Source organism: Streptomyces sp. NPDC079141 (assembly GCF_040686775.1).
GTDB lineage: Bacteria > Actinomycetota > Actinomycetes > Streptomycetales > Streptomycetaceae > Streptomyces.
This window is the reverse complement of sequence record NZ_JBFBLP010000009.1, coordinates 218089-238392: the sequence shown is the minus strand read 5'-3', so window position 1 is coordinate 238392 and position 20304 is coordinate 218089. Positions and strand designations below refer to the sequence as shown.

The following is a 20304-nucleotide window of genomic DNA, read 5'->3' as shown; positions in this document are numbered from 1 at the left end:
CGGTCCCCGCGCCGGCAGTCACCGTGTCACGGTCCGGGTACGCCTCGACGATCCTTCTGGCCACGCAACCGCAGTGGCCGAAAATGTGTCTCTGAGCGCATGGCACGGTCGCCGCGGAGCGGATGAGGGCTCCGCCACTTGGGGGATGCGATGAGCACATGGGAAGTGCCCGGGTACACCGAGTCGTTCGAACTCGGCTCGGGAGCGAGCGGGCGGGTCGTCCTGGCCGTCCACGAGGACACCGGCGTCGCGGTCGCGGTCAAGTACCTCAGCGAGTCGCTGCTGACCCGGCCCGGCTTCGTGTACGACTTCCGAGCGGAAGCACGGCTGCTCGGCGGGCTTGAGAGCCCGTACGTCACCGGTCTGTACGAGTACGTGGAGAGCCCGCACGGCGCCGCCATCGTGATGGAGCTGGTGGACGGCGTCTCGCTGCGGACCCTGCTGACCCGTCACGGCCCGCTCGACCCCGAAGCCGCGCTCGTCATCCTCAAGGGGTCGCTGCTCGGCCTGGCCGACGCCCACCGCATCGGCGTCGTCCACCGTGACTACAAGCCGGAGAACGTCCTGGTCATGCCGGACGGATCGTCCAAGCTCGTCGACTTCGGGATCGCGGTGGACTCGGGGGCGAGCGCCGGGGTGGCGGGAACCCCGGCCTACATGTCCCCCGAGCAATGGACCGGCGCGCCCGCCTCCCCGGCCGCCGACGTGTACGCGGCCACGGCCACGTTCTTCGAGTGCCTGACGGGTCACAAGCCCTACTCGGGGGACAACTTCGCGGAGCTGGCCCTGCAACACGTCGAGGCGCCCGTCCCTGCCGAGGAGGCTCCGGAAGCCGTGCGCGCGCTCGTCCGCCGCGGTCTGGCCAAGGACCCGGCGGACCGGCCCGCGCAGGCGGCGGAGTTCGTCACGGAACTGGAGGCGGTCGCCGGCACCGCCTACGGGAACGACTGGGAGGAGCGGGGCCGAGGCCGGCTCGCCGCACTGGTGGCGCTCCTGCCCCTGCTGCTGCCTTCGGCCCGCAACACCCCCCACACCACCACCGACACCGCACGCACGATCCTGCCCCAGGGACCGGGCCCCGTCCCGGCGCGATCATGGCTGCCCGGCCGGCCCGGAATGCTGGTGTCGGTCGCTGCCGTCATTCTGGGCGTGCTCCTGGCCTACGGAATCCCGTTGGACCCCGGGTCCGCGGCGCAGGAGGCGGCACAAGCCCTGGCCACGACCAGCGCCCAGCCCGGCGCGGATCCGGCCGGGACCTCGGCGCCGACGTCGTCGGTCTCCCCGTCCCCGACGTCCACCGCATCGGCAAGCCCTTCGTCGTCACCCGGCCAGTCGCCCACCGGCCCGGCGACCCCGGGTGCCGAGGAGCCCCCCGCATCCGCCGGCGAGGAAACACCCACGCCGCCGGGCGGCACGGAGAGCACGACGACGCCGACCACCTCTCCCCCATCGCCGGCCGCGCCCGCCGTCAAGGCCGTAGCGGTGTCGGGCTTCAGCCAGACGGGTCCTACGACCGCCACCGCCACCATCGACGTCACCACGGACGGCACCGGGCCGATCTCCATCACCGTCTCGTGGTTCACCAGCAACGTCAGCGGACAGCCCGGCGCTGCCGACGGGGCGCCCGAGACCTACACGCGCAGCGGAGCCACCGCGTACTCGATCACCGTCGACCACACGTTCCAGAACACCGGCTGCTACTGGTCGGTACAGGCCACAACCACGCCGGGCGCCGCCGGCGGTGATGCCTCTCAACAGCTCCTGACCAGGCAGTGTGACATTCGATGACCGCTCAGAACGACCGCACTCCCCCACCCGCCGCGGATCACGAACCGACGCATCGGCTCGCACCCGCCGACAGGCACGTCCCCACGCTCCCGCTGAGCCCCACCGCCGGCCCCGCGCCGAGTGACGAACCCGGCTCCGCCGACGCCGAGTACAGCGCCACCGTGCTGGCCAGCCACTGGATACAGCGACCGGCATCGCAGGACACGCTCGTCGAGGAGAGCCCCTCACCGACGCGGTCGGCACCCCCGCCCGACCGCGTCGAAGGCACCGTATTGCGCTTCGGCCCGGGCGTCACCGCCACCGTCGCGCACCGCACGCACGGCACACTCCCCGCGGTGACGGCACCCCCGCCACCCCCTCGTCGGCGGTGGCGCAGACACGCGCTGCCCGCCCTGGTGCTGATCTGCGTCCTCGGCTTCCTCGCCTGGCAGCGCCTCGGGCCGTCCGTCGAGGTGAGCACGGTGACGGTCACGGCCCGGCCGACGGTTCTGGGGTGCGACGAGACAGCCGACGTCGTCGGCGTGGTCAGAACGAACGGCAGCCCCGGAAAGCTCTCCTACCGCTGGACAAGGAGCGACGGCACCGCCTCCGACGTCCTGCGCGAAGAAGTGGTCCGCGGCCAGAAACACGCACGCCTGCACCTGATGTGGACCTTCCAGGGCCAGGGTCACCGCACGGCGCAGGCCGAGCTTGAGATCCTCTCACCAACCCGCAGAACGGTCACCGCGCAGTTCACGTACGCCTGCCCCTGACGGTGGGATTGTCAGCTCTTCTGTCGGTGCGAGTGCGCGGGGTACACACCCAGGATGCGTACCTCGGTGGAGAAGAAGCGCAGCTCGTGCAGGGCCAGGGCGACGCGCTCGTCGTCGGGGTGGCCCTCGATCTCGACGTAGAAGCGGCTGGGGTTGAAGCCGGCGCCCATCTGATAGCTCTCGATCTTGGTGAGGTTCACGCCGCTGCTGGCGAACCCGCCGAGTGCCTTGTAGAGCGCGCTGGGGATGTTGCGCACGCAGAAGAACAGGCTCGTCATCGTCGCCTCCCCGGTGTGCGGGGCCAGGGCGGCGTCCCGGGACAGGACGACGAACCGCGTGGTGTTGTCCGGGTCGTCCTCGACCTCGGGGCGCAGCACGTCGAGGCCGTAGAGCTCGGCCGCGGCGGGCGGGGCGAGCGCCGCGTGCCGCGGGTCGCCGAGTTCGGCCACCTCACGGGCGGCTCCGGCCGTGTCGTCGCTGACCAGGGTGCGCCAGCCGCCCTCCCGCAGCACCTTGCGGCACTGCCCGAGGGCGTGCACATGACTGCGTACGCACTCGATGTCGTCGAGTGTCGCGCCGGGCACGCCCATCAGGTCGAAGCGGATGGCGAGGAAGTACTCGGCGACGATGAACAGCCCCGACTCGGGCAGCAGGTGGTGTACGTCGGCGACGCGTCCGGCCGCCGAGTTGTCCACCGGGATCACGGCGACATCTGCGCTGCCGAGTGTCACGGCGTCCAGGGCCTGCTCGAAGCTCGTACAGGGCAGCTCGCTACCGCCGGGGTAGAGGGCGCGTGCGGCGGTCGCCGAGTTGGATCCGGGTTCACCCTGATATGCGGCGGTCGTCACCGTGTTCAGCCTTCCTGCGGGGAGGTCCTGCCGCAGGGCAGCAGGAGCTCCGTCGTGGTGCGCACCTGCTGAGGACTCGGGGAACCCGCTTCGATCAGGCTCACCAGGGATGCCGGCCGCCACCCCAGTCTGACGCCGGCCCGTGTTCGTACGCCGCGGTGCCCACATGGTGGACGGTGTTCGCGGCTTGTACGGCATGCGTGGCGTGCCGCCGAACGTGTGACGCAGTCGGCCGAGGCGGAGGCGGCGCCGATGCGCTGCCGGGGTCCAGTGGGTCCGGTGGGTCGGCGTCAACGCGCGCGCGTCATGCCGGGGCGACCGGGCGCGCCGTGGTTCGCCTGCTCAGGGTGTCTTCGTCTTCGCGGCCGACCGTTTCGTGCCCTTGCTCCTGTTGGTGCTCGTGCTGCTTCGCCGCCCGCCGGCGGGCGCAGTCTTCCGGCTGGCGGCCTTCTTCGTGCCTGCGTCCGTACGCGCACGGGCTGCCGGTGTCGGTGTGGTCGGCCACTTGAATTCGATCTCCAGTTCGACCTCGCCGTTGCCGATCTCCACCTCTATCTCACTGCGGAGGTCGTCGGGAATCCGCAGGCTCAGCGTTCCTGGACCCAGTTCCAGTTCGGCGTCCCCGCCTTCCCTCAGCGCGTCCGCGAGTGCCGTGAGCTGGTCAGCGGCCTCATGGCGTGACAGTGAGCGCTTCTGCTCGATCTTGAGGTCCTTCATAGGTAACCCTCCGTATGCCACGAGAGGCTGGATAGCGCTCATTGTGACGTGATGGGCGGGATGGGGCATCCTCGCCTCCGGTCGCTGTGCGTCCGACCTCGCGGGGCCCCGTCGTTCACCAGGAGTGCCCGCGACGCCCGTGGGGCCCGCGGCGGAAGACGGCAGGGCGTGGAGCACCGACAGGAAGACGAGGGCGCTGATGCCAGACGATTCCCCTCGGACTCCCTCCGCCTTCCGCCTTCGGCACGGCTACGGTGACCGGCTGGATCAGGCTGAACTGCCGCGTCATGCCTCGTCGTTCGGTGCAGCGGTCGGCGCTTACGCCGAGCATCGTCCGGATTACGCTCAGGCCGCGGTGCGTTGGGCGCTCGAATCCGCGCCCGGGCCACGCGTACTCGACCTCGGCGCCGGAACCGGCAAGCTGACAGCCACACTTGTCGCGCTGGGCGTGGAAGTCATCGCGATCAAACCCAACCCGGCGATGCTGAGCGAGCTGCGCCGCTCGCTGCCGGGTGTGCGTGCCCTGTCGGGCAGTGCCGAGGCGATCCCGCTGCCGGATGCTTCCGTGGATGCCGTGCTGGCCGGTAACGCCATGCATTGGTTCGACATGGCCGTCGCGGGACCCGAGATCGCCAGAGTTCTCGCGCCCGGTGGCATTCTGGCCGGCTTGTGGAACCTCATGGACGACCAGGTCGAGTGGGTGGCCGGGCTCGCACGGGTCACCGGGAGCGCGGCCATCGGCCCGCGTGACACGCCCGCCAGCTGGCGCGCCGAGATGGCCGACCTGCACCTTCCGAAGACCGGCACGCCTGCCCGGTTCGACTCGCCGGAGCAGGCCGAGTTCCCGCACGGGCAGCGCCGTACCGCTGAATCCCTTGTCGCGACCATCGCGACACGTGCGGGGATGCTGGTCATGCCGGACCAGGCACGACAGGCCACGCTGGGCCGGATCCTGGCGCTCCTCGCGAAGACGCCGGAGACGGCCCACGGCGAGTTCACCCTGCCGATACTGACCGGTGTGTTGCGCGTGCGGCAGCTGTAGGCGTCAGCGACCGCCCGGTCCGGGCGATGCCAACCGACTTCCCCTTCCCCTCCCCCGCCGGGCCGCGCAGCCCGCGTCGGCCCGGACGACGCTGACGCATCCGGCGCCGCAGGATGTGCAGGGGCCGCCGCTACCGTGTGCGAATGCCGATGCAAGGTGCTGGCGGTACTCAGGACGACTGGGCAGAGCTGTTCGTGGGGATCGAGGCTCTGGTGGCACTGCCATCGATGCGACGGGCATGGCTGCGCGGGCTGCGCCGCATCGCGCCGCCGGAAGAGTGACGGCGGACTTGAGTAGCTCCAGGTAGGTCCTTGACTGATCGAGCAAGCCCGACGTGCGGCGCGGGTTCCGGGTGGCTGTCTCGTTCTCGATCTTCACCGAGAGGGCCGACCCAAGGAGAACAGGCATCGCTCAAGATCCACTTTCGGCACGCGGACTCGGCTGTGTATCGAAGGCATGGACGGGCCGGACGATGTGATGTCCAGGTCCGGCCCGTCCGTCCGCCGCTAAAGGTTGAGTTGGTACTGGTGGGTCGTGTGTGTGGGTGTGTAGCCGAGACTGTCGTTGATCTGTCTCATGTGCGTGTTGCTGTCGGCGGTGTCGGTCAGGAGGCCGCCGAGGTCCGGATAGTGCCCATGGGCGTGTCGGATCGACTCGGCCTTCATCCATCGGCCCAGGCCGTGTCCGCGGTGCTCGGGCAGCACGCCGGTGCCGTAGTGCTGGCCATCACCTGTGCCGTTGCCGGGTATGACGAGTTCGGTGAATCCGGCGATCGAGCCGCTGGAGGTGTCGATGGCGGCGACGGTGTGCAGGTGGTCGCCGCGCTGTTCGACGGCCTTCGCCGCGGCCCGGACCCGGTCCACGTCCCAGTACACCGTGCCGTAGTCGGTGTCATCCATGGGCATGTCGTCCATGGCGCGGCGTGAGGCGGCGAACGTCTCGGCGAGGTTGTCGGGGACGGTTCCGTGCCATGCCGCCAGCCGGTAGCCGGGATGCGAAGACTCGATGATCTCGGCGAGGGCGGTGGTGTCCACATCGGCCAGTGGCAAGCGGGAGAACCTCAGGGTGAGGACCTTACGAAAACCGCGCGCCGGCAGGAAGTGGTCGCCGGGTGCTCCGGCCTCGGCCTGCGCGATGACGCAGCGCCGGGCATCGACCCGGGCGGCGGCTACGGCGGCGTTGAGAAGCTGCGAGCCGATGTGCCGGCGTCGCTCCGCCGGATGGACCTGGAGGGTCAGTTCGGCCAGGTGCTCCTGTCCGGGACTGTTGAACAGGCGCAGAAAGGCGGTTCCGGTGGGGATGGAATCGGCGTCGGACGCCAGCCATGCAAGACGCCGGCTGTTCGGGCCGTGAGCGGGATCGGTCAGTGGGGTGATGCGGAACGACAAGGTGTCTCCGTCGTGAGGAAGTGGCCAAGGTCAGTACGCGGACTCAACACCTGGGCACTCCTGCACATGTGCTCCACACCTCCTCGTCGACAGCGCCGGTCCCGAACACATCGGACGGCTGGGAGAACTTAGCTGGCCCATCGCTTCCTCGGCAAAGGGTTAACGAAAGACCGGTGCGAGCGTGCGGTCACAGCCACTCGTTGATGGCTGCGACCAGCACGGTTGCCTCGTAGCGGACCGCCACCTTCTCGTACCTGGTGGCCGCGGCCCGGTGGTGGTCGGGTAGCCGGGTCATGTCGCCATGACCCGGCTACCCGACCAGTGGCGCGGCCTGGCCATGCGAACGGACAAGCTCGCCATCGCCTACCAGGCCGCACTCCACCTCGCCGCGATCCTCATCTGGGCACGCCGATGACCACGGAACCAGAACCTAAACCCGTTCCAGCGGGCGGTGAGGGGGCGGCGGGGGCTCGACCTGGATGGAATCGTCGGGGCGGATGGTCCCTCCACGGCGGACCACAGCCATGACGCCACACTTGAACGTGAACTCGCCGGACAAGGGGTCCATGGCGAAGACCTCACCAAGCAGCCCCTTGCGGAAGTCGTTGATCTTCGAGCACGGGTTGCGCAGTCCGGTCACCTCAAGTACCGCCTGCTCCCCGAGATGGAGCAGGGCGCCGGTGGGCAGGCCCAGCAGGTCCACCCCGCGCGTGGTGATGTTCTCGCCGAGCTGGCCCGCAGAGACCCTGAAGCCCTTGAGCGCGAGTTCGTCGAAGAGTTCCTCGTGCATCAGGTGGACCTGGCGCAGGTTGGGCAGGTCCGGCTCGTAGGTCATGCGGAACTGGTGGCGGATCGTCTCACCAGCGTGAACGTCTCCCTCCACTCCGAGCCCCGTGAGCAGCCTGATGGAATCGCGATTGGGCTTGCTGAACGAGTACCTCTCGTTACTGCTCACTGCGGTCACCTGACCAGGCATCACGCCCTCCACCCGTCGTCGTTCGGCGTCCGGTCGATCATAGAAGCGGTGCAAGCAGCCCTATGAGGGAGGCGTACAGCGAGCGGACATCATCGGGCGGATGGGTCATGCCCGGCTCCTGACCGACACCCCCCCGTCACCGAACGCCAAAGAGACAGCCCCTAGTACGTCACGTGCATCAGGGCGAAGTTGGCCAGGAACTCCTCCGACGGCAGGGGCCAGTCGGTGTGGAGGTCGTGGCGGGTGGACGCCGGGTGCCATGGTCGTGACGGGGAACCGTCGGGTTCCATTCCGAACGTCCAGAATGGAGAGACGGGTTGCGTCGGCCCGTCGTCATCCGGTGGGCCGACGGGCGCGGAGGCGGGAGGGCGGTCGGCGGGCGAGCGGTCGCCCACCAGTGTCAGCAGCGCGGGCCCGGAGTTCGTAGCGGTGGCGGAGATGACGAATCCCTCGGCGGTGGGGACGTACCCCTCCACTTGCGCGGACCTCCGGGAGCCGCCCTCCCCACCGCTCATACGCCACCAGGGGAACCCCACAGCCACGCAGCCCTCGATGCGTCCGAGGCCGCCACGGTCCACCCGTGCGAACCGCAGGGTGCCGAGATCGGGCACCGCGTCGTCCACGACGAGCAGCGCCAGATCCACGTCCGGACTCCCCGAGCGGATGCGCCGTACGATCCGGTGTTCCGTCGTGGCCCCGTCCGCCGACGCCCGGAGCACCACATGAGCGCTGCCCGCGGCGACATGGTCGGCCGTCAGGACCACCTGGGGCGACACGAAGAGCCCCGAACCGTAGCGGGTCCTGCCACCGACGGTGTAGCGGACACAGGCCACGCGTCCGGTCTCCACGGCGCTTCCGCCCCTGGACGCCATCACGTGGGCCGGCCTCGTCAGCCCTGGTCGCTCAGCGCTTCGTCGCGCGGGGCGGAGCCGGGCGCCCCGTCGGAGATGTGCTGGTCGCCCGGCGGCAGCGGAGTGCCGTCGGCATCCACGACGACCGGCTCCAGCTGGAGGGTCAGCGACTGAACCGTCTCGGCCTGCCGGGAGCGCTCACCACCCGCGCTGAGGACATGCCAGCGCACGCCCACCGATCCCCGGCCCTGCCGTGTGACGGCCACGCTCAGGTTCAGCTCGACGGACGAGACATCGAATCGGATCGCCCGCCCCCTGCCCCGGCTCCTGGCCCGCTCAAGGCTGTCGCGCAGCGCCTCGATGGCGTCAGCGAGCTCGACCTCGTCTCCCATGCGGCCCCCTCGACAGTGCGGCCCTGGGCAGGGCCACCCCGGCATCGCCTCGCGGCTGTTGGGCGAACATTCCCGGTTCGGGGGGAATTCAAGCCGAGGGGGTGGGCCGAAGCCTGCGGTGACGGCGCCGGTACCAGAGCGCGCCGACCGCCGCGGACGCCGTGGCCAGGGTGAGGCCGAGGACCGGCCAGCGGCTGCCGGCCATGCGCAGGCCGGCCAAGAGGGTGACGGCGGTCAGCACGAGCGGTACGAGGAGAGAGAGCAACGCGCGGAGTGCGGCCGCCATGACGTCCGGTTGGGGACGGGTGATCCGGCGGCGCGGGGCGGGTGCGGTGTCGCTGAAGTAGTAGGCCAGGACGCGGTTCGCCAAGCGGGCGTCGGCACGCCGGTAGCTCACCGCCATGTACGGGAGCCAGACGAGGGGGGCGACCAGTCCGACCAGGAAGACCGTACCGAGGAGCAGCCAACGCCAGGCCTGGACGGCGAGCCTGCGTACGCGCCCGCCCGCGTCCTGACCCGCGTCCCCCGGCGTGAGGACGCCGAGCAGGCGGGCCATGCGCAGGGTGACGCCCCACAGGGCCGCCCATCGCCTCCAGCGGACCGGTGCGTCAGCGGCGCGTGGCGTCCGGGCGAGCGCCTCCTGCGCCTGCTGGGTGTCCTCGTACACGCCCTGGAGGACGAGAAGTTCGCCGGCGCGGGCGTTCGCCGTCGGGTCGCGGCCGTCGAGGGCGGCCAGCTCCAGGACCGTACGTGCCTGGCGGAGCAGCGCGGTGCAGAACGCGACCGGAATGAGCACGATGAAGGGGCCGCCCACGAAGGATCCCTCCGACACGACGGCCCGCCGGCCGCGGGCGACCACCAGGCTTCGGAGTTCCGCGTCGGTGGCGTCGGGGTGGTTCCGCCGAAGCCGGTCGACGGCTCGGGGCACGGCCGGGCCTACGCGGCGGACGGCGAAGTCGGCCAGGAGTTCGGGAAGGTATCCGGGTTCGGTGACGATCGACGCCAGCAGCGAGCGCTCCAGGGAGGGCTTCTTGCGGGCACCCGCCGTGTTCATTTTCTCCCGGTGCGACACAGATCGTATCTATCACGAATCGCAAGGATCAGGGTATACAGCCATATTCCAGGCGCCCCGCGGGGGCTAACGTGCCCGCAGCACCCTGTCGATCTTTGTCCGCCTAAGAACTTACGGAGCCCTGATGTCCCACAGCGCACCCGAGTTGCCCGCGAAGGACCTGCGCACGCTGATACCCGAGTACGCGGCGCTCGCCCGGGAAACCACCCTCCTCAACCCCGAGCCCGGCAACCCCGGTGTGCGGGAGAGCTCGCTGGGGGGCGAGCTGTTGTGGCCCGCGGGCGAGCCATGGCCGTACTGCGCACAGGAGGACCACTGGACGTTCGGGTCCGACTGGCGCAACCGCACCGAGATCGTCCCGGGCTCGGTGCCCATGGTGCCGATCCTGCAGTTGTTCGCCCGGGATGTGCCGGGACTGGAGTTCCCCGGGGGCAAGGACCTGCTGCAGTTGGTGTGGTGTGCCCTGATCCATGAGCAGGACGCGGGGCCGGTGATGCCACAGCTGTATTGGCGCAACGAGGCCGATGTCGTCGCGGGCGGGCTGTTGCCGGAATTCCCCCGGGCGGGCGAGGGGGAATACGACGAGGACAACCTGCCGACGCCGTCCACGCTTTCCCCGAGCACCGCGCAGGACTGGCCCCGGTGGCTCGATCTGCCCCAGGACATGTGGGAGACGTGGGAGCCCCGGCTGCGGCTGCCGTCGGGCGTCTCCCAGTGGCCTGCCGACTCCAACGTCATCGCGACCAAGGTCGGCGGCTGGCCCGCCTGGACGCAGCCCGCCCAGTGGCCCGACTGCGAAAGCGGACACCGCATGGAACACCTGGTGACCATCACCGGTGACATCCAGTTGGGCGATGGCGGCGGCGTCTACTTCTTCCACTGCCGCCAGTGCCCCGGTCTTCCCTGGGACTGGCGTTTCGACTGCCACTGACGGTTGAAGTCCGTTGCGGTGGCTCCGGTTGTGTTGCCCGAGAGCTGCCGCGTCGGGGCGCAGACTCCGTTAGGCCGATCCTCCGACCCGGCTCCTCCGCCACCCGGGTGGTGCGCCCCGTACAAAAGAACCCTCCCCCGTCGCGCCGCGGGCGGCCCCATCCCGCCTCTCACGATGCATCAGGTCAGGGCCTGGGATGTCCGGCAGACAGCAGACGGTCCGTCACCCGGCGGGTCGTCCCAAGTGGCGAGCCCGGAGTTCCCCACTGACCGTGGATCACGTCGAGGCGGGACCAGATCCAGTTGATACCGCGTCAGCCACCCGCTCCTCGGCAGAAAGGGAACTCAGATGCGCTCTGCACGCACTCTGCTCGCCGCCACGGCGGCCACGGCCGCCGTCCTCCTCGGCGCTCCCGCCGCCTACGCCGCCGCCCCCGGCCAGGACCACGAGGACTCCTCGTACAGCAGGGACCACGACGGCGGCCGGGACTACGGGCACGACAGCGAGGACTCCTGGAGCGGCAAGAAGCACGAGAAGGACGACTCCTGGAGCGGCAAGCACGACGAGAACTCCTGGAAGGGTGACCACGACAAGCCCAGGGGCGGCATGCACACCGGAGGCGGCGGCCTGGCCACGCCCACGGTGACCGCGGGCGGGCTGGCGGTCCTGGCGGTCGCCGGCACCGGCCTGTACGCGGCGCGCCGACGCAAGACCGCCGGAAGCGTGGCCTGACGATGCCCGACGACATAGCCGCTGCGGCCGCCACGCGTATGCCGCGTGGCGGCCCCACGGCGGTCCCGTCGATTGTCCCGACCCGTACCACTGCTGTGCCCCCGTGAGGTGGTCTCCCCATGACAGCTCGTCCCTCTCCCAGCACCGACGCCGATACGCCCCGGGCCGAGCCGGGAATCCGCGGCCGTGTGCTGGTCATGACAGTGCTCGCCCTCGCGGTGCTGGCCATGACCGTCTTCAACGACGACGAGCCGTCCACCAGCGCCGGCCCGCCACCAGCGGCACGGGCCGCCGCCTCCACGCCGCCCGCCGGTCAGCCGGCAGGCCGGACAGAGCATCGTTCCGCGCCCAAAGACCTGCCCCGGTCCAAACCCGTACGGCTGCTCATCCCGAAGATCTCCGTCGACGCCCCCTTCACCGAGCTGGCGATCAACCGCTCAGGGCAACTCGATGCTCCGCCTGCCAGTGACACCAACCTCGTCGGCTGGTTCGCCAAGGGACCCACCCCCGGCGAAGCGGGAACCTCGGTCATCGCCGGGCACGTCGACACAGCCACGTCACCCGCCGTCTTCGCCGAACTCTCGGAGCTGAAGAAGGGCGACGTCTTCCACGTCAAACGTGCCGACGCACGCAAGGTGTCCTTCGTCGTCGACAGCGTCGAAACCTTCGCCAAGGACGACTTCCCCGACGAGCGGGTCTACGCCGACACACCGCAGGCCCAGGTCCGCCTCATCACCTGCGCCGGCGACTACGACCGCGCCGTCAAGGACTACACCGACAACCTCGTCGTCTTCGCGCACCTGAAATAGCCCACACGCTCAACCACCGCTGCTTCGCGGGCTGGAGGGCTGCAGGAGCTGGTCGACGGGCGCGTAGTCGTCGGTGAGCAGTCGGGCATCGCCGATCCAGGACGTGAGGGCGTCACCGGTGGCGATCTTCCAGCCGGTCTGCCGGGCGTCCAGCGCCTCCTGGGCCGCGGCGAGGTCGACAGGACGGTCGGAGGCGAGCACGACGAGATTGCCGCCCTCGGGGGTGGCGGTCGGGTCGAGGCCGATGTCGGCGGGTTCGCCGACGAGGGCGACATGCTCGAAGGTCTTCCTGAGGGTGGCTGCTTCGGCGCGCGCGAAGGCCAGGGAACCGTGATCGATGAGGTTGACAACGTACAGTCCGTCCTCGTCGAGCACCCGCCGTACGTCCGTCATGGCTTCCGCCGTGGTGAGGTGCCACGGCACGCTGACGCCCCCGAAGGCGTCGCCGACGACGAGATCACGGCTGTTGGCGTCCAGTCGCCGCAGGCCGAGCCTGCCGTCCTCGGCGCGTACGTCGATGCCGTCTCGTGGGCTCAGACCGAGTTGGTCGCGGTTGATGCGCACGACCCCGCTGTCGATCTCGGACACCAGGCTGCGTGTCCCGGGCCGGGTGGCCGCAAGGTATCGGGGGAAGGTGAGCCCGCCGCCGCCCAAGTGGTAGGCGGCAAGGGGGTCGTCCTCGGGAAAGGCCGTGTCGACCACCGACGCGATGGCGCGCACGTACGTGAACTTCAGGAAGGTCGGGTCGTCGAGGTCGACGTAGGAGTGCCGCAGGCCGTCCAGGACGAGTGTGCGGCCGCTGCCCCGATCGGGGTCGGCGACGACATGTGCGCAGTGGTACCTGGTCTCCGTGTCGCAGCCACCGGGTGCGACCGTGGTGGCGAGGCCGCCGGCAACGATCACGAGGGTCAGGGCGGGCACCCCGCTCCACCCGCGCGTTCGCCACTCGACCAGCGCCGAGCCGGCCACCAGCAGGACCCCGAGGCCGATCAGGATGCTGCTGACCGGGAACCGCGACACAAGGACGAAGCCGGTGAGGACGGTCCCGACGATGGCGCCGACGGTGCCGACGCCGGACAGTCGGCCGACGACCGTTCCGGTCTCCGCGAGGCTGGTGAGACGCAGCTTGGTCACGATCGGGGTCACCGCGGAAAGCAGCGCGCCCGGTACGAGGATGGTCAGTGCCGCGATCAGGAAGAGCCCCGCCGGCGCCCACTCCGCCGTGGTGCGCAGCACGGCAGGGGTCAGCGCCACGACCGCCCCTGACAGTCCGAGCGCGGGGCCGAGGAGGCGACGTGGGCTGACCTGGTCGGCAATGCGCCCGCCCAGCCAGGAACCCGCGGCAATCGCGGTCAGAGCGATACCGATCACCATGGTGCTGGTTTCCAGGGTCAGACCCAGGTAGGGAGCCAGCAGCCGCAGAGAGACGATCTCGACCACCAGGACCGCGGCCGAGGAGGCGAACACCAGCGCGACAGCCGCGCGGGAACCCAGGCCGTTGTCGCGAGGCCTGTCCCCGGCGACGGGCGACGAAGACAATCCGGTCACGCACGGCATCCTTCCATGCGGCTCGTCCACACACAGGAGTTGAGAAGGGCCGTCGGCCGCCACGACGCGACGTGAGGCGGCCAACGGGGTGCTTCTCGGCTGTGGCGGACTGCCGGTGTCGGGCCGTTCGGCCATGCTGGGCAGGGTGGCACCCCTTCTCGCGACAAGGAGCCCTCTATGCCCATGGACACGGTCGGACGATTCCTGGCGGCCCTGAACCCGGAGCAGCGCGAAGCCGTCGGCGCCATGCCGCACCAGGAACAGGAACGCCTTGCGGCGGCCTGGGAACGGGAACTGGAAGCGGACGACGAGCTCGACACCCTCGACGAGCTGTCACCGCCCGCGGCAGAGGCCGAAGCGGCCCGCCGCGTTCTGGACCGCGAAATCGACTAGCGATCCAGCCATTACTCAGCGGCTGTGCGCGGCCGCCAGCTGTCCGACGAGCGTGGCGAACGGCATGTCCAGATCGGCGTACACGTCCTGCGCGAGGGGATGCGCGTTGTCGGCGAGTATCTCCACGGCCAGGCTGGCGTAGTCGCTCACCACCACGCCCGCCTGCTGGAGTCGCAGCAGCCCGGTTTCCCGCTTGGTGGTGGAGAAGGTGCCGGACGCGTCTACGGCGACGTAGGCGCCGTAGCCCTCGGCGGCCGCGGCGATGGCCGGGAACGCCGCACAGACTTCGAGCGAGACTCCGGCGATGAGGACCTTGTTTCGCCCGGTCGCCCGGATCGCGTCGCGGACGCGGTCGTCGTGCCAGGCATTGACGGTGCTCCGGTCGATGATCTGAAGGTCCTTCGGCAGCGCGGCCCGCAATTCGGGGACGAGAGGGCCCCACATGCTGTCGGCTGCCGTGGTGGTGACGACGACGGGGAGGTCCAGACGCAGTGCGGCCTTGGCCAGGCAGGTGACGTTGTGCGTGAGTTCACCCACGCCGATGTCCCGTACGCCGGTGAACAGTCCTATCTGATGGTCCACCAGCAGGAGGACGGCGTTGTCCGCGGTGAGGGGCTCGTGGAAGGGGTTCGTCATGGCCGTTTCCTTTGGATGTAGTGATCGTCGGATGACCTGGGACGATGTTTGACCGGGGGCTCCTCGATCCGTAAATGTTTCATCTGTGGCTGAATCCTCGTGCGCCGAGTTCGACTTCACCTCCGCCGACCTCGCGCGGCTGAGGTTCGCCTTCTCGCCGGTGTCCGAGGCGGTGGCGAGCCTGCGCACGCTGCAGGACCCCGGTCGCCATGCGCTCCACCTGCCGTGGATTCGCGCCGTCCGCCCCCGGCTCGCCGGACTGGATCTGCGGTTGCTGTTCGCGCTGGCTCCGCTCGGCCCCTATATCGCCGACTTCCTGACTCCGCCGCCGACCCAGCCGTTGCCGGACGTCACGGCCGAGCTGGAGCGGGTCGCCGCGGCGGATCCGGACGAGGCGGCCCGGGAGGCGGCGCGGGTGCCGGGCGCCGGCAGTCCGCCTGTGCTGGAGTTCCTCGCCGACCCTGCCGCGGGTGTGGCCCGGGCCGCCGCCGAACTGCGCCTGTACTGGGCGACGGCGCTGGAGCCGTTCTGGCCGCAGATCCGCGGGCTGTTCGAATCGGAGGTGCTGCGCCGGTCCCGGCAACTGTCCCGGGACGGTGCGGGGGCGATGTTCAACGACCTGCATCCGAACGTCACCTGGAACGAGGGCCGTCTGCGCGTCCGTACCCACGGCTGGCGGCGCAGCGGCCCCCTCGACGGCGACGGCATGCTCCTCGTACCGAGCGTCTTCCATTGGCCGGACACGCCGGTGATGGCCGAGCCGTATCAGCCGATGCTGGTCTACCCCGCCCCCGGTGTCGGCACGGTCTGGTTGCAGGGGGTGGTCCCCACCACGGACGCCCTCAATGCCCTCATCGGCCGCACCCGCGCCCGGATCCTGGTCACGCTCGGCGAAGCGGCGACCACCACCATCCTGGCGCGCCGGCTGTCCATGGCACCGGGCGCGGTCAGCCAGCATCTCAAGGTGCTCTGCGACAGCGGTCTGGTCACCCGGCAGCGCAGTGGCCGCGAAGTCTTCTACGAGCGCTCGGGGTTGGGCAACTCGCTGTGCGCGGCGTGACAGCGCCTGCCGCGGGAGGCAGGCGCTGGTCTCGCTCGTGCTGGGCCTCGGCCTGCTGTCAGCAGGGGTTGACGTTGAGTTTGAACGTGGTGGTGGTGTTGCGGATGTTCTCGTCGTTGCCGCTCATCCGCAGACAGTTGATGGTCGCCTCACCCACGGCGGGACCCTGGCCGGGTTCGGGCAGCTCGTTGGCCCAGATGCCCATGCCGGACTTGGCGTCCCAGGCGTCGCCGCTGCGCTTGGCGCCGGTGATGGAGATGTCGCTGAGGATCGTGTCCTTGATCGGGTTCTCCGGCTGGCTGCCGTTGTACTTCGTCTGGAACATGATGCCGCTGTAGGTGGGGTCGACGATGTCCACGTTGTTGATGCGGATGCCCTGGAAGACCTTCGAGGCCGAGAACAGCCAGATGCCGGGGAAGGTCTGGTTGCCCCAGAAGTGGCCGCCCGCCCGGACGATCGAGATGTTCTCGAAGGTCGTGGGGTCGGTGCCGAAGCCGTTCATCGGGTAGCCGAAGTCCAGCGACGAGATGGTGATTCCGGAGTAGACGAGCGTGTCGGCGATGTGGATGTTGCGGAAGGTGTTGTGGTAGCCGCCGTACACGGCGATGCCCGCGGCCCGCCAGGTCAGGGTGCTGGTCAGGTTCTCGTAGACGTTGTTCTTCATGTCCGCGCCGCCCGCGTCGATCGCCGAGAACAGCGCGAAGCTGTCGTCGCCGGTGGCCCGGGCGTCGTTGTTGGACACGAGGTTGTCCGTGGAGCCGTTGGTCATGTTGACGCCGTCGGCGAACATGTTCCGGATCCGGGAGTTGCGAATCGTCATCCGGTCGGTGTTGGCGCCCCAGTACAGGCACACCATGTGCTCGTTCCAGATGTCGTCGATGACGATGTCCGACACACCTGAGAAGTCGAACACCTTGCCCGGTCCGTCGATGCGCGAGGTGTAGTTGCCGAAGTAGGCGAAACCCTTGAAGAGCGAGCCCTTGGCCGTGGCCTCGGCGCGGAAGCCGACGTCCGTGTTGTCCTGCGTGGAGGGGGCGTGGAACTTGGTGTACCAGGGGCCGGCGCCGACGACCTTGACGGCCTTGCCGTACACCTGGAACTTGCTTGAGGTCTGGTAGTCGCCGGGCGGCAGGTAGACACCCACGAGCCTGCCCGTGGTGTCCATGCGGACCTGGTCGAGCGCGTTCTGCACGTCCTGGTGGGTGAAGCCGGCCGGTACCGCGTAGGCCGCCGGATCCGGATTGGCTACCGGGGCGACCTTCTCCAGGTCGATGAAGTCGAAGGCGTAGTGGGCGGCGGTGTTGGCGGCGTCCTTCTGGAGGCGGATCTTGCTGCCCGCGGGGACGGTCTCGCCCAGCAGCAGGTGCGCCTCGTCGTAGATGTGCCGCGGCGCGCCCGAGCCCGGGTCGTTGCCGGGAGAGGCTTCCGCCCCGTACAGCCAGGCGTACTTCGAGGTGAGCGGGAGTGCCTTCTTGAAGACGCCGTCGACGTAGACGTTGATGGTGGAGTTGAGGCCTCCGCCGCCCGGGGCGTCCGGGATGGAGAAGCGGGTGACGAGGGTGTTCGTCTCGGCGCGGGTGGTGAACTCGACGTACTCCCCAATCGCGTCGAGGGTCACCGCCTTGCGGCCGGAGGCCTCACCGGCGATGTCGCCGATGGTCCGGTTGGGGCCGACCACCTTCGCTCCCCCGCCGACGGTGGCGTCCTCCGCCTCGTACGTGGTGTACGGCATGTTGGCGCCGCGGCCGACGAACAGCGGCTGGGTGGAGGTGTTGTTCTCCCGCTTGACCGGCGGTTCGTTGGCGTCGTCGGCGATGACGGTCTTCACCGTGTAGGAGCCGTTCGCCGCGGTCCAGGGGCCGAGGCTCACCTCGGCGATGGCGCCGGCGGCGATGGTGCCGGTGTGGGCGCCTGTCAGGGTCTTGACCGTGGCCCCGCTGTCGTCGATCAGCGTGAGCGTGACGGCGTGGCTGCCCGAGGCACTGGCCTCGGTCCCCTGGTTCTTCACCGGCACCTTGAAGGTGACGGCGTCGCCGGCGCCGGGGCTGGAGGGGTTGGTGGTCACGGTGCCGGCGACCAGGTCCGAGCCGGCGACCGGCTTGACCACCAGGGCGGTGGGCCTGGTGTACGCGTTGTTGGTCTCGTTCTGCTCGACGACGTCGTTCGGCTCGTCCGCGACCGCGCTGAGCTCGTACGAACCCGCGTCCCGGGCGCCGATGGAGGCCTCGACCGTGCTCTGGGCACCCGGCGCGAGGGAGCCGACCTCGGCGGTGGCGACCTTGGTGTCGCCCAGGCGCACCGCGACCTTGCTCGCGGGAGCGGTCGCCGGGCCGTCGTTGCGGACGGTGGCGGCGACGGTGATGTCGTCCGACTCCACGGGTGCGGCGGGTGACGTGGTCAGACCCGTGACGACAAGGTCCGGGTTGGGTGCGGGCACGCCGACGATCTGGAACTCGGCGAGCTGGCCTGCCGGAGCGCCGGTGTTGGCGGTGAACTTCAGCTGTACGTCGGCCACCCGGTCCGTGACCGGGATGGTGACCGTGTTGCCATCGGCCGGGCTGAAGTCGTAGCTCTTCGCCGCCACCAGGCTGGTGAAGCCGGAGGCCTTCTGTTCCCGGCCGAGGACCTCGATCGTCTGGGAACGGGCGGACCAGGCCGTGTCCGGGTTCAGCTTGAGCACGAGCCGGTCCAGGTCGGCGTTGGCACCCAGCTTGACGGTGAGGGTCTGGGGGTAGCTGCCGCCGGCGCCCTCCCAGTAGGTGACGGTGTTGTTGTCGTTGGCGTTCGCGGCGACGTAGGTGTGCACCGTGGAGGAGGCCTCGATCGGCTTGCCGACGGCGAGGTTGGAGCCGTTTCCGCCGCTGCCGTTGCGGGTCACGCTGTTGCTGTCGCCCGACGCGTTCCCGGCCGCGTCCTTGGCCCGGACCACGTAGGTGACCGTGCTGGTCGTCGGCTGGGTGTCGGTGTACGTGGTGACGTTCCCGGCGACGCTCTCGCGCAGGACGTTGTTGGCGTAGATGTCGTATCCGGTCACGCCCACGTTGTCGGTCGAGGCGGTCCAGGTGAGCTTGACCTTGCCCGGGTCGGGCTCGGTGAAGGCGAGGTTCGACGGGGCGGTCGGGGCCTCGGTGTCACCGGCGTCACCGACGCGGGTGACTGTGTTGCTGTCGGCTGACTGGTTGCCCGCCGCGTCCCTGGCTCGTAGGCGGTAGGAGACGGTCTGGTTCGCCGGGCGGTTGTCGGTGAACGCGGTGACGTCCCCGGCAACGCTGGTCAGCAGGTCGCCGTTGGCGTAGATGTCGTACGCGGTGACGCCCGTGTTGTCGCTCGCGGCCTTCCAGGTCAGGCGGATCTGGCCGGTGGCGGGCTCGGTGTACGCCAGCTCCGAAGGCGCGGTCGGGGCCTCGGTGTCGCCGGTCGCCGGGCCGTAGATCTCCAGCTCGGATATCTGGGCGGCGGGCCGGCCGGTGTTCGCGGTGATCAGGACACGGACGTAGCGGGTCGTGGCCGCGTCCAGGGTGATGGTCGCGGTGTTGTCGTTCGCGGCGTTGAAGGCGTGGGCCTGCGACGACGACAGGTCGGTGAAGTCCGTGCCGTTGGTGCTGCCCTGGATCTTCAGGGTCTGGCTGCGGCTCTCCCAGCCGGCCGGGAGCTTCAGCACGACGCGGTTGACGGCGCGGGAGGTGCCGAGGTCGGCCTGGAGCCATTGCGGCAGTGCGTTGTTGGCGCTCTCCCAATAGGTGGCCCGGTTGCCGTCATTGGCGTTGCCCGCCGTGTAGACCTCGGTGTGGCTGCTGGCGGTCAGGGTGCGTCCGGCAGCGAGGTTCGTGGAGGCGTCGTCGGCCGAGTGCACCTCCAGCTCGGAGAGCTGGGCCGCCTGCCAGCCGGTGTTGGCGGTGACGTCGACGCGGACGAACCGTGTCTGGGTAGCCGGGAACGACACGGTGACGGTGTTGCCCGTGCCCGGGGTGAACGTGTAGGTGGCGGAGCTCTTGAGGGTGGTGAAGCTGGTGCCGTCGGCGCTTCCCTGGACGGAGAGCGTCTGGTTGCGACTCTCCCAGCCGGTCGGCAGTTTGAGGACGACCTCGTCCACGCGGGTGGACGTCCCGAGGTCGGCCTGCACCCACTGGGGCAGATTCGATCCGGCACTCTGCCAGTAACTGCCCTGGTTGCCGTCGGTGATGTTCGCGGCGCCGTACTCGGCGTGGGAACTGCTCGCCGACGCGGCGTCGCCGAGCGCGATGTTCGGTCCGCCCGCGGCGTGGGCGGCCGTCAGGGGTCCGCCCAGCGCCAGCAGGCTTGTTGCGATCACGGCGCTCAGGCACCGGGATCTTCTGGTGGGGGTGTGCATCAGTCCTCGCTCTTCCGT

The 20304-nt window shown here is 69.8% G+C and carries 19 protein-coding genes and 1 pseudogene; 10 read left to right on the top strand and 10 right to left on the bottom strand.

Annotated features, from left to right (window positions below; translation table 11 throughout):
* The first annotated feature begins 150 nt into the window (after nucleotides 1–150).
* Nucleotides 151–1788, top strand: a complete 1638-nt coding sequence (locus AB0Q90_RS25100; RefSeq protein ID WP_363161618.1) for a serine/threonine-protein kinase — start codon at nucleotides 151–153, stop codon at nucleotides 1786–1788.
* Nucleotides 1785–2540 (top strand): hypothetical protein, encoded by a 756-nt coding sequence (locus AB0Q90_RS25095; protein WP_363161617.1) that lies wholly within the window; start codon nucleotides 1785–1787, stop codon nucleotides 2538–2540. The genes AB0Q90_RS25100 and AB0Q90_RS25095 overlap by 4 nt, the downstream gene beginning before the upstream one ends.
* Nucleotides 2541–2551: 11 nt before the next feature.
* Here AB0Q90_RS25095 and AB0Q90_RS25090 read toward each other — a convergent pair whose 3' ends face one another.
* Nucleotides 2552–3388: a prephenate dehydratase gene (locus AB0Q90_RS25090; protein WP_363161616.1), complete on the bottom strand. Its 837-nt coding sequence runs from the start codon at nucleotides 3386–3388 to the stop codon at nucleotides 2552–2554.
* A 342-nt stretch (nucleotides 3389–3730) separates the two neighbouring features.
* Nucleotides 3731–4105: an amphi-Trp domain-containing protein gene (locus tag AB0Q90_RS25085; RefSeq protein ID WP_363161615.1), complete on the bottom strand. Its 375-nt coding sequence runs from the start codon at nucleotides 4103–4105 to the stop codon at nucleotides 3731–3733.
* A gap of 199 nt (nucleotides 4106–4304) precedes the next feature.
* Here AB0Q90_RS25085 and AB0Q90_RS25080 point away from each other — a divergent pair, with 199 nt between their 5' ends.
* Together AB0Q90_RS25080 and AB0Q90_RS25075 are read left to right on the top strand one after the other, a co-directional pair.
* Complete coding sequence (locus AB0Q90_RS25080; protein ID WP_363161614.1) at nucleotides 4305–5147, top strand: class I SAM-dependent methyltransferase; 843 nt, start codon at nucleotides 4305–4307, stop codon at nucleotides 5145–5147.
* A gap of 143 nt (nucleotides 5148–5290) precedes the next feature.
* Entirely contained in the window at nucleotides 5291–5428 is a 138-nt protein-coding gene (locus tag AB0Q90_RS25075) for a hypothetical protein (RefSeq protein ID WP_363161613.1), read from the top strand.
* 225 nt (nucleotides 5429–5653) lie between these two features.
* On the opposite strand, the gene AB0Q90_RS25070 is transcribed toward AB0Q90_RS25075, so the two are convergent.
* Nucleotides 5654–6535 (bottom strand): GNAT family N-acetyltransferase, encoded by an 882-nt coding sequence (locus AB0Q90_RS25070; protein ID WP_363161612.1) that lies wholly within the window; start codon nucleotides 6533–6535, stop codon nucleotides 5654–5656.
* Nucleotides 6536–6854: 319 nt separating this feature from the next.
* Between AB0Q90_RS25070 and AB0Q90_RS25065 the strand changes: the two are divergent.
* Nucleotides 6855–6950, top strand: a pseudogene (locus AB0Q90_RS25065) (IS5/IS1182 family transposase); the annotation flags it as partial.
* Nucleotides 6951–6965: 15 nt separating this feature from the next.
* Here AB0Q90_RS25065 and AB0Q90_RS25060 read toward each other — a convergent pair.
* The 4 genes from AB0Q90_RS25060 to AB0Q90_RS25045 all read right to left on the bottom strand — a co-directional run bounded on the left by AB0Q90_RS25060 (nucleotide 6966) and on the right by AB0Q90_RS25045 (nucleotide 9808).
* Nucleotides 6966–7511 carry an MOSC domain-containing protein gene (locus AB0Q90_RS25060; protein WP_363161611.1) on the bottom strand — a complete coding sequence of 182 codons (546 nt, stop codon included), beginning with the start codon at nucleotides 7509–7511 and terminating at the stop codon, nucleotides 6966–6968.
* 161 nt (nucleotides 7512–7672) lie between these two features.
* Nucleotides 7673–8359 (bottom strand): trypsin-like peptidase domain-containing protein, encoded by a 687-nt coding sequence (locus tag AB0Q90_RS25055; protein WP_363161610.1) that lies wholly within the window; start codon nucleotides 8357–8359, stop codon nucleotides 7673–7675.
* 41 nt (nucleotides 8360–8400) lie between these two features.
* A complete protein-coding gene (locus AB0Q90_RS25050) occupies nucleotides 8401–8754 on the bottom strand; it encodes a trypco2 family protein (protein WP_363161609.1) in 354 nt (117 codons plus the stop codon).
* A gap of 88 nt (nucleotides 8755–8842) precedes the next feature.
* The gene (locus AB0Q90_RS25045; protein ID WP_363161608.1) at nucleotides 8843–9808 is read right to left on the bottom strand and encodes a hypothetical protein; all 966 of its coding nucleotides are present in this window, start codon (nucleotides 9806–9808) and stop codon (nucleotides 8843–8845) included.
* A 142-nt stretch (nucleotides 9809–9950) separates the two neighbouring features.
* Here AB0Q90_RS25045 and AB0Q90_RS25040 point away from each other — a divergent pair, with 142 nt between their 5' ends.
* The 3 genes from AB0Q90_RS25040 to AB0Q90_RS25030 all read left to right on the top strand — a co-directional run bounded on the left by AB0Q90_RS25040 (nucleotide 9951) and on the right by AB0Q90_RS25030 (nucleotide 12298).
* Entirely contained in the window at nucleotides 9951–10757 is an 807-nt protein-coding gene (locus tag AB0Q90_RS25040) for a hypothetical protein (protein ID WP_363161607.1), read from the top strand.
* 348 nt (nucleotides 10758–11105) lie between these two features.
* The gene (locus AB0Q90_RS25035; RefSeq protein WP_363161606.1) at nucleotides 11106–11489 is read left to right on the top strand and encodes a hypothetical protein; all 384 of its coding nucleotides are present in this window, start codon (nucleotides 11106–11108) and stop codon (nucleotides 11487–11489) included.
* A 119-nt stretch (nucleotides 11490–11608) separates the two neighbouring features.
* Nucleotides 11609–12298 carry a class F sortase gene (locus AB0Q90_RS25030; RefSeq protein WP_363161605.1) on the top strand — a complete coding sequence of 230 codons (690 nt, stop codon included), beginning with the start codon at nucleotides 11609–11611 and terminating at the stop codon, nucleotides 12296–12298.
* Nucleotides 12299–12307: 9 nt separating this feature from the next.
* Here the strand turns inward: AB0Q90_RS25030 and AB0Q90_RS25025 are convergent, their stop codons facing one another.
* Entirely contained in the window at nucleotides 12308–13846 is a 1539-nt protein-coding gene (locus AB0Q90_RS25025; protein WP_363161604.1) for a fused MFS/spermidine synthase, read from the bottom strand.
* A 177-nt stretch (nucleotides 13847–14023) separates the two neighbouring features.
* Between AB0Q90_RS25025 and AB0Q90_RS25020 the strand changes: the two genes are divergently transcribed.
* Entirely contained in the window at nucleotides 14024–14239 is a 216-nt protein-coding gene (locus AB0Q90_RS25020) for a hypothetical protein (protein WP_363161603.1), read from the top strand.
* Nucleotides 14240–14254: 15 nt separating this feature from the next.
* Here AB0Q90_RS25020 and AB0Q90_RS25015 read toward each other — a convergent pair whose 3' ends face one another.
* Entirely contained in the window at nucleotides 14255–14875 is a 621-nt protein-coding gene (locus AB0Q90_RS25015; RefSeq protein WP_363161602.1) for an isochorismatase family protein, read from the bottom strand.
* A gap of 85 nt (nucleotides 14876–14960) precedes the next feature.
* On the opposite strand from AB0Q90_RS25015, the gene AB0Q90_RS25010 reads away from it, so the two are divergent.
* The gene (locus tag AB0Q90_RS25010; RefSeq protein ID WP_363161601.1) at nucleotides 14961–15935 is read left to right on the top strand and encodes a helix-turn-helix domain-containing protein; all 975 of its coding nucleotides are present in this window, start codon (nucleotides 14961–14963) and stop codon (nucleotides 15933–15935) included.
* Between the two features lie 58 nt (nucleotides 15936–15993).
* On the opposite strand, the gene AB0Q90_RS25005 is transcribed toward AB0Q90_RS25010, so the two are convergent.
* Nucleotides 15994–20286: a discoidin domain-containing protein gene (locus AB0Q90_RS25005; protein WP_363161600.1), complete on the bottom strand. Its 4293-nt coding sequence runs from the start codon at nucleotides 20284–20286 to the stop codon at nucleotides 15994–15996.
* Nucleotides 20287–20304: the final 18 nt, after the last annotated feature.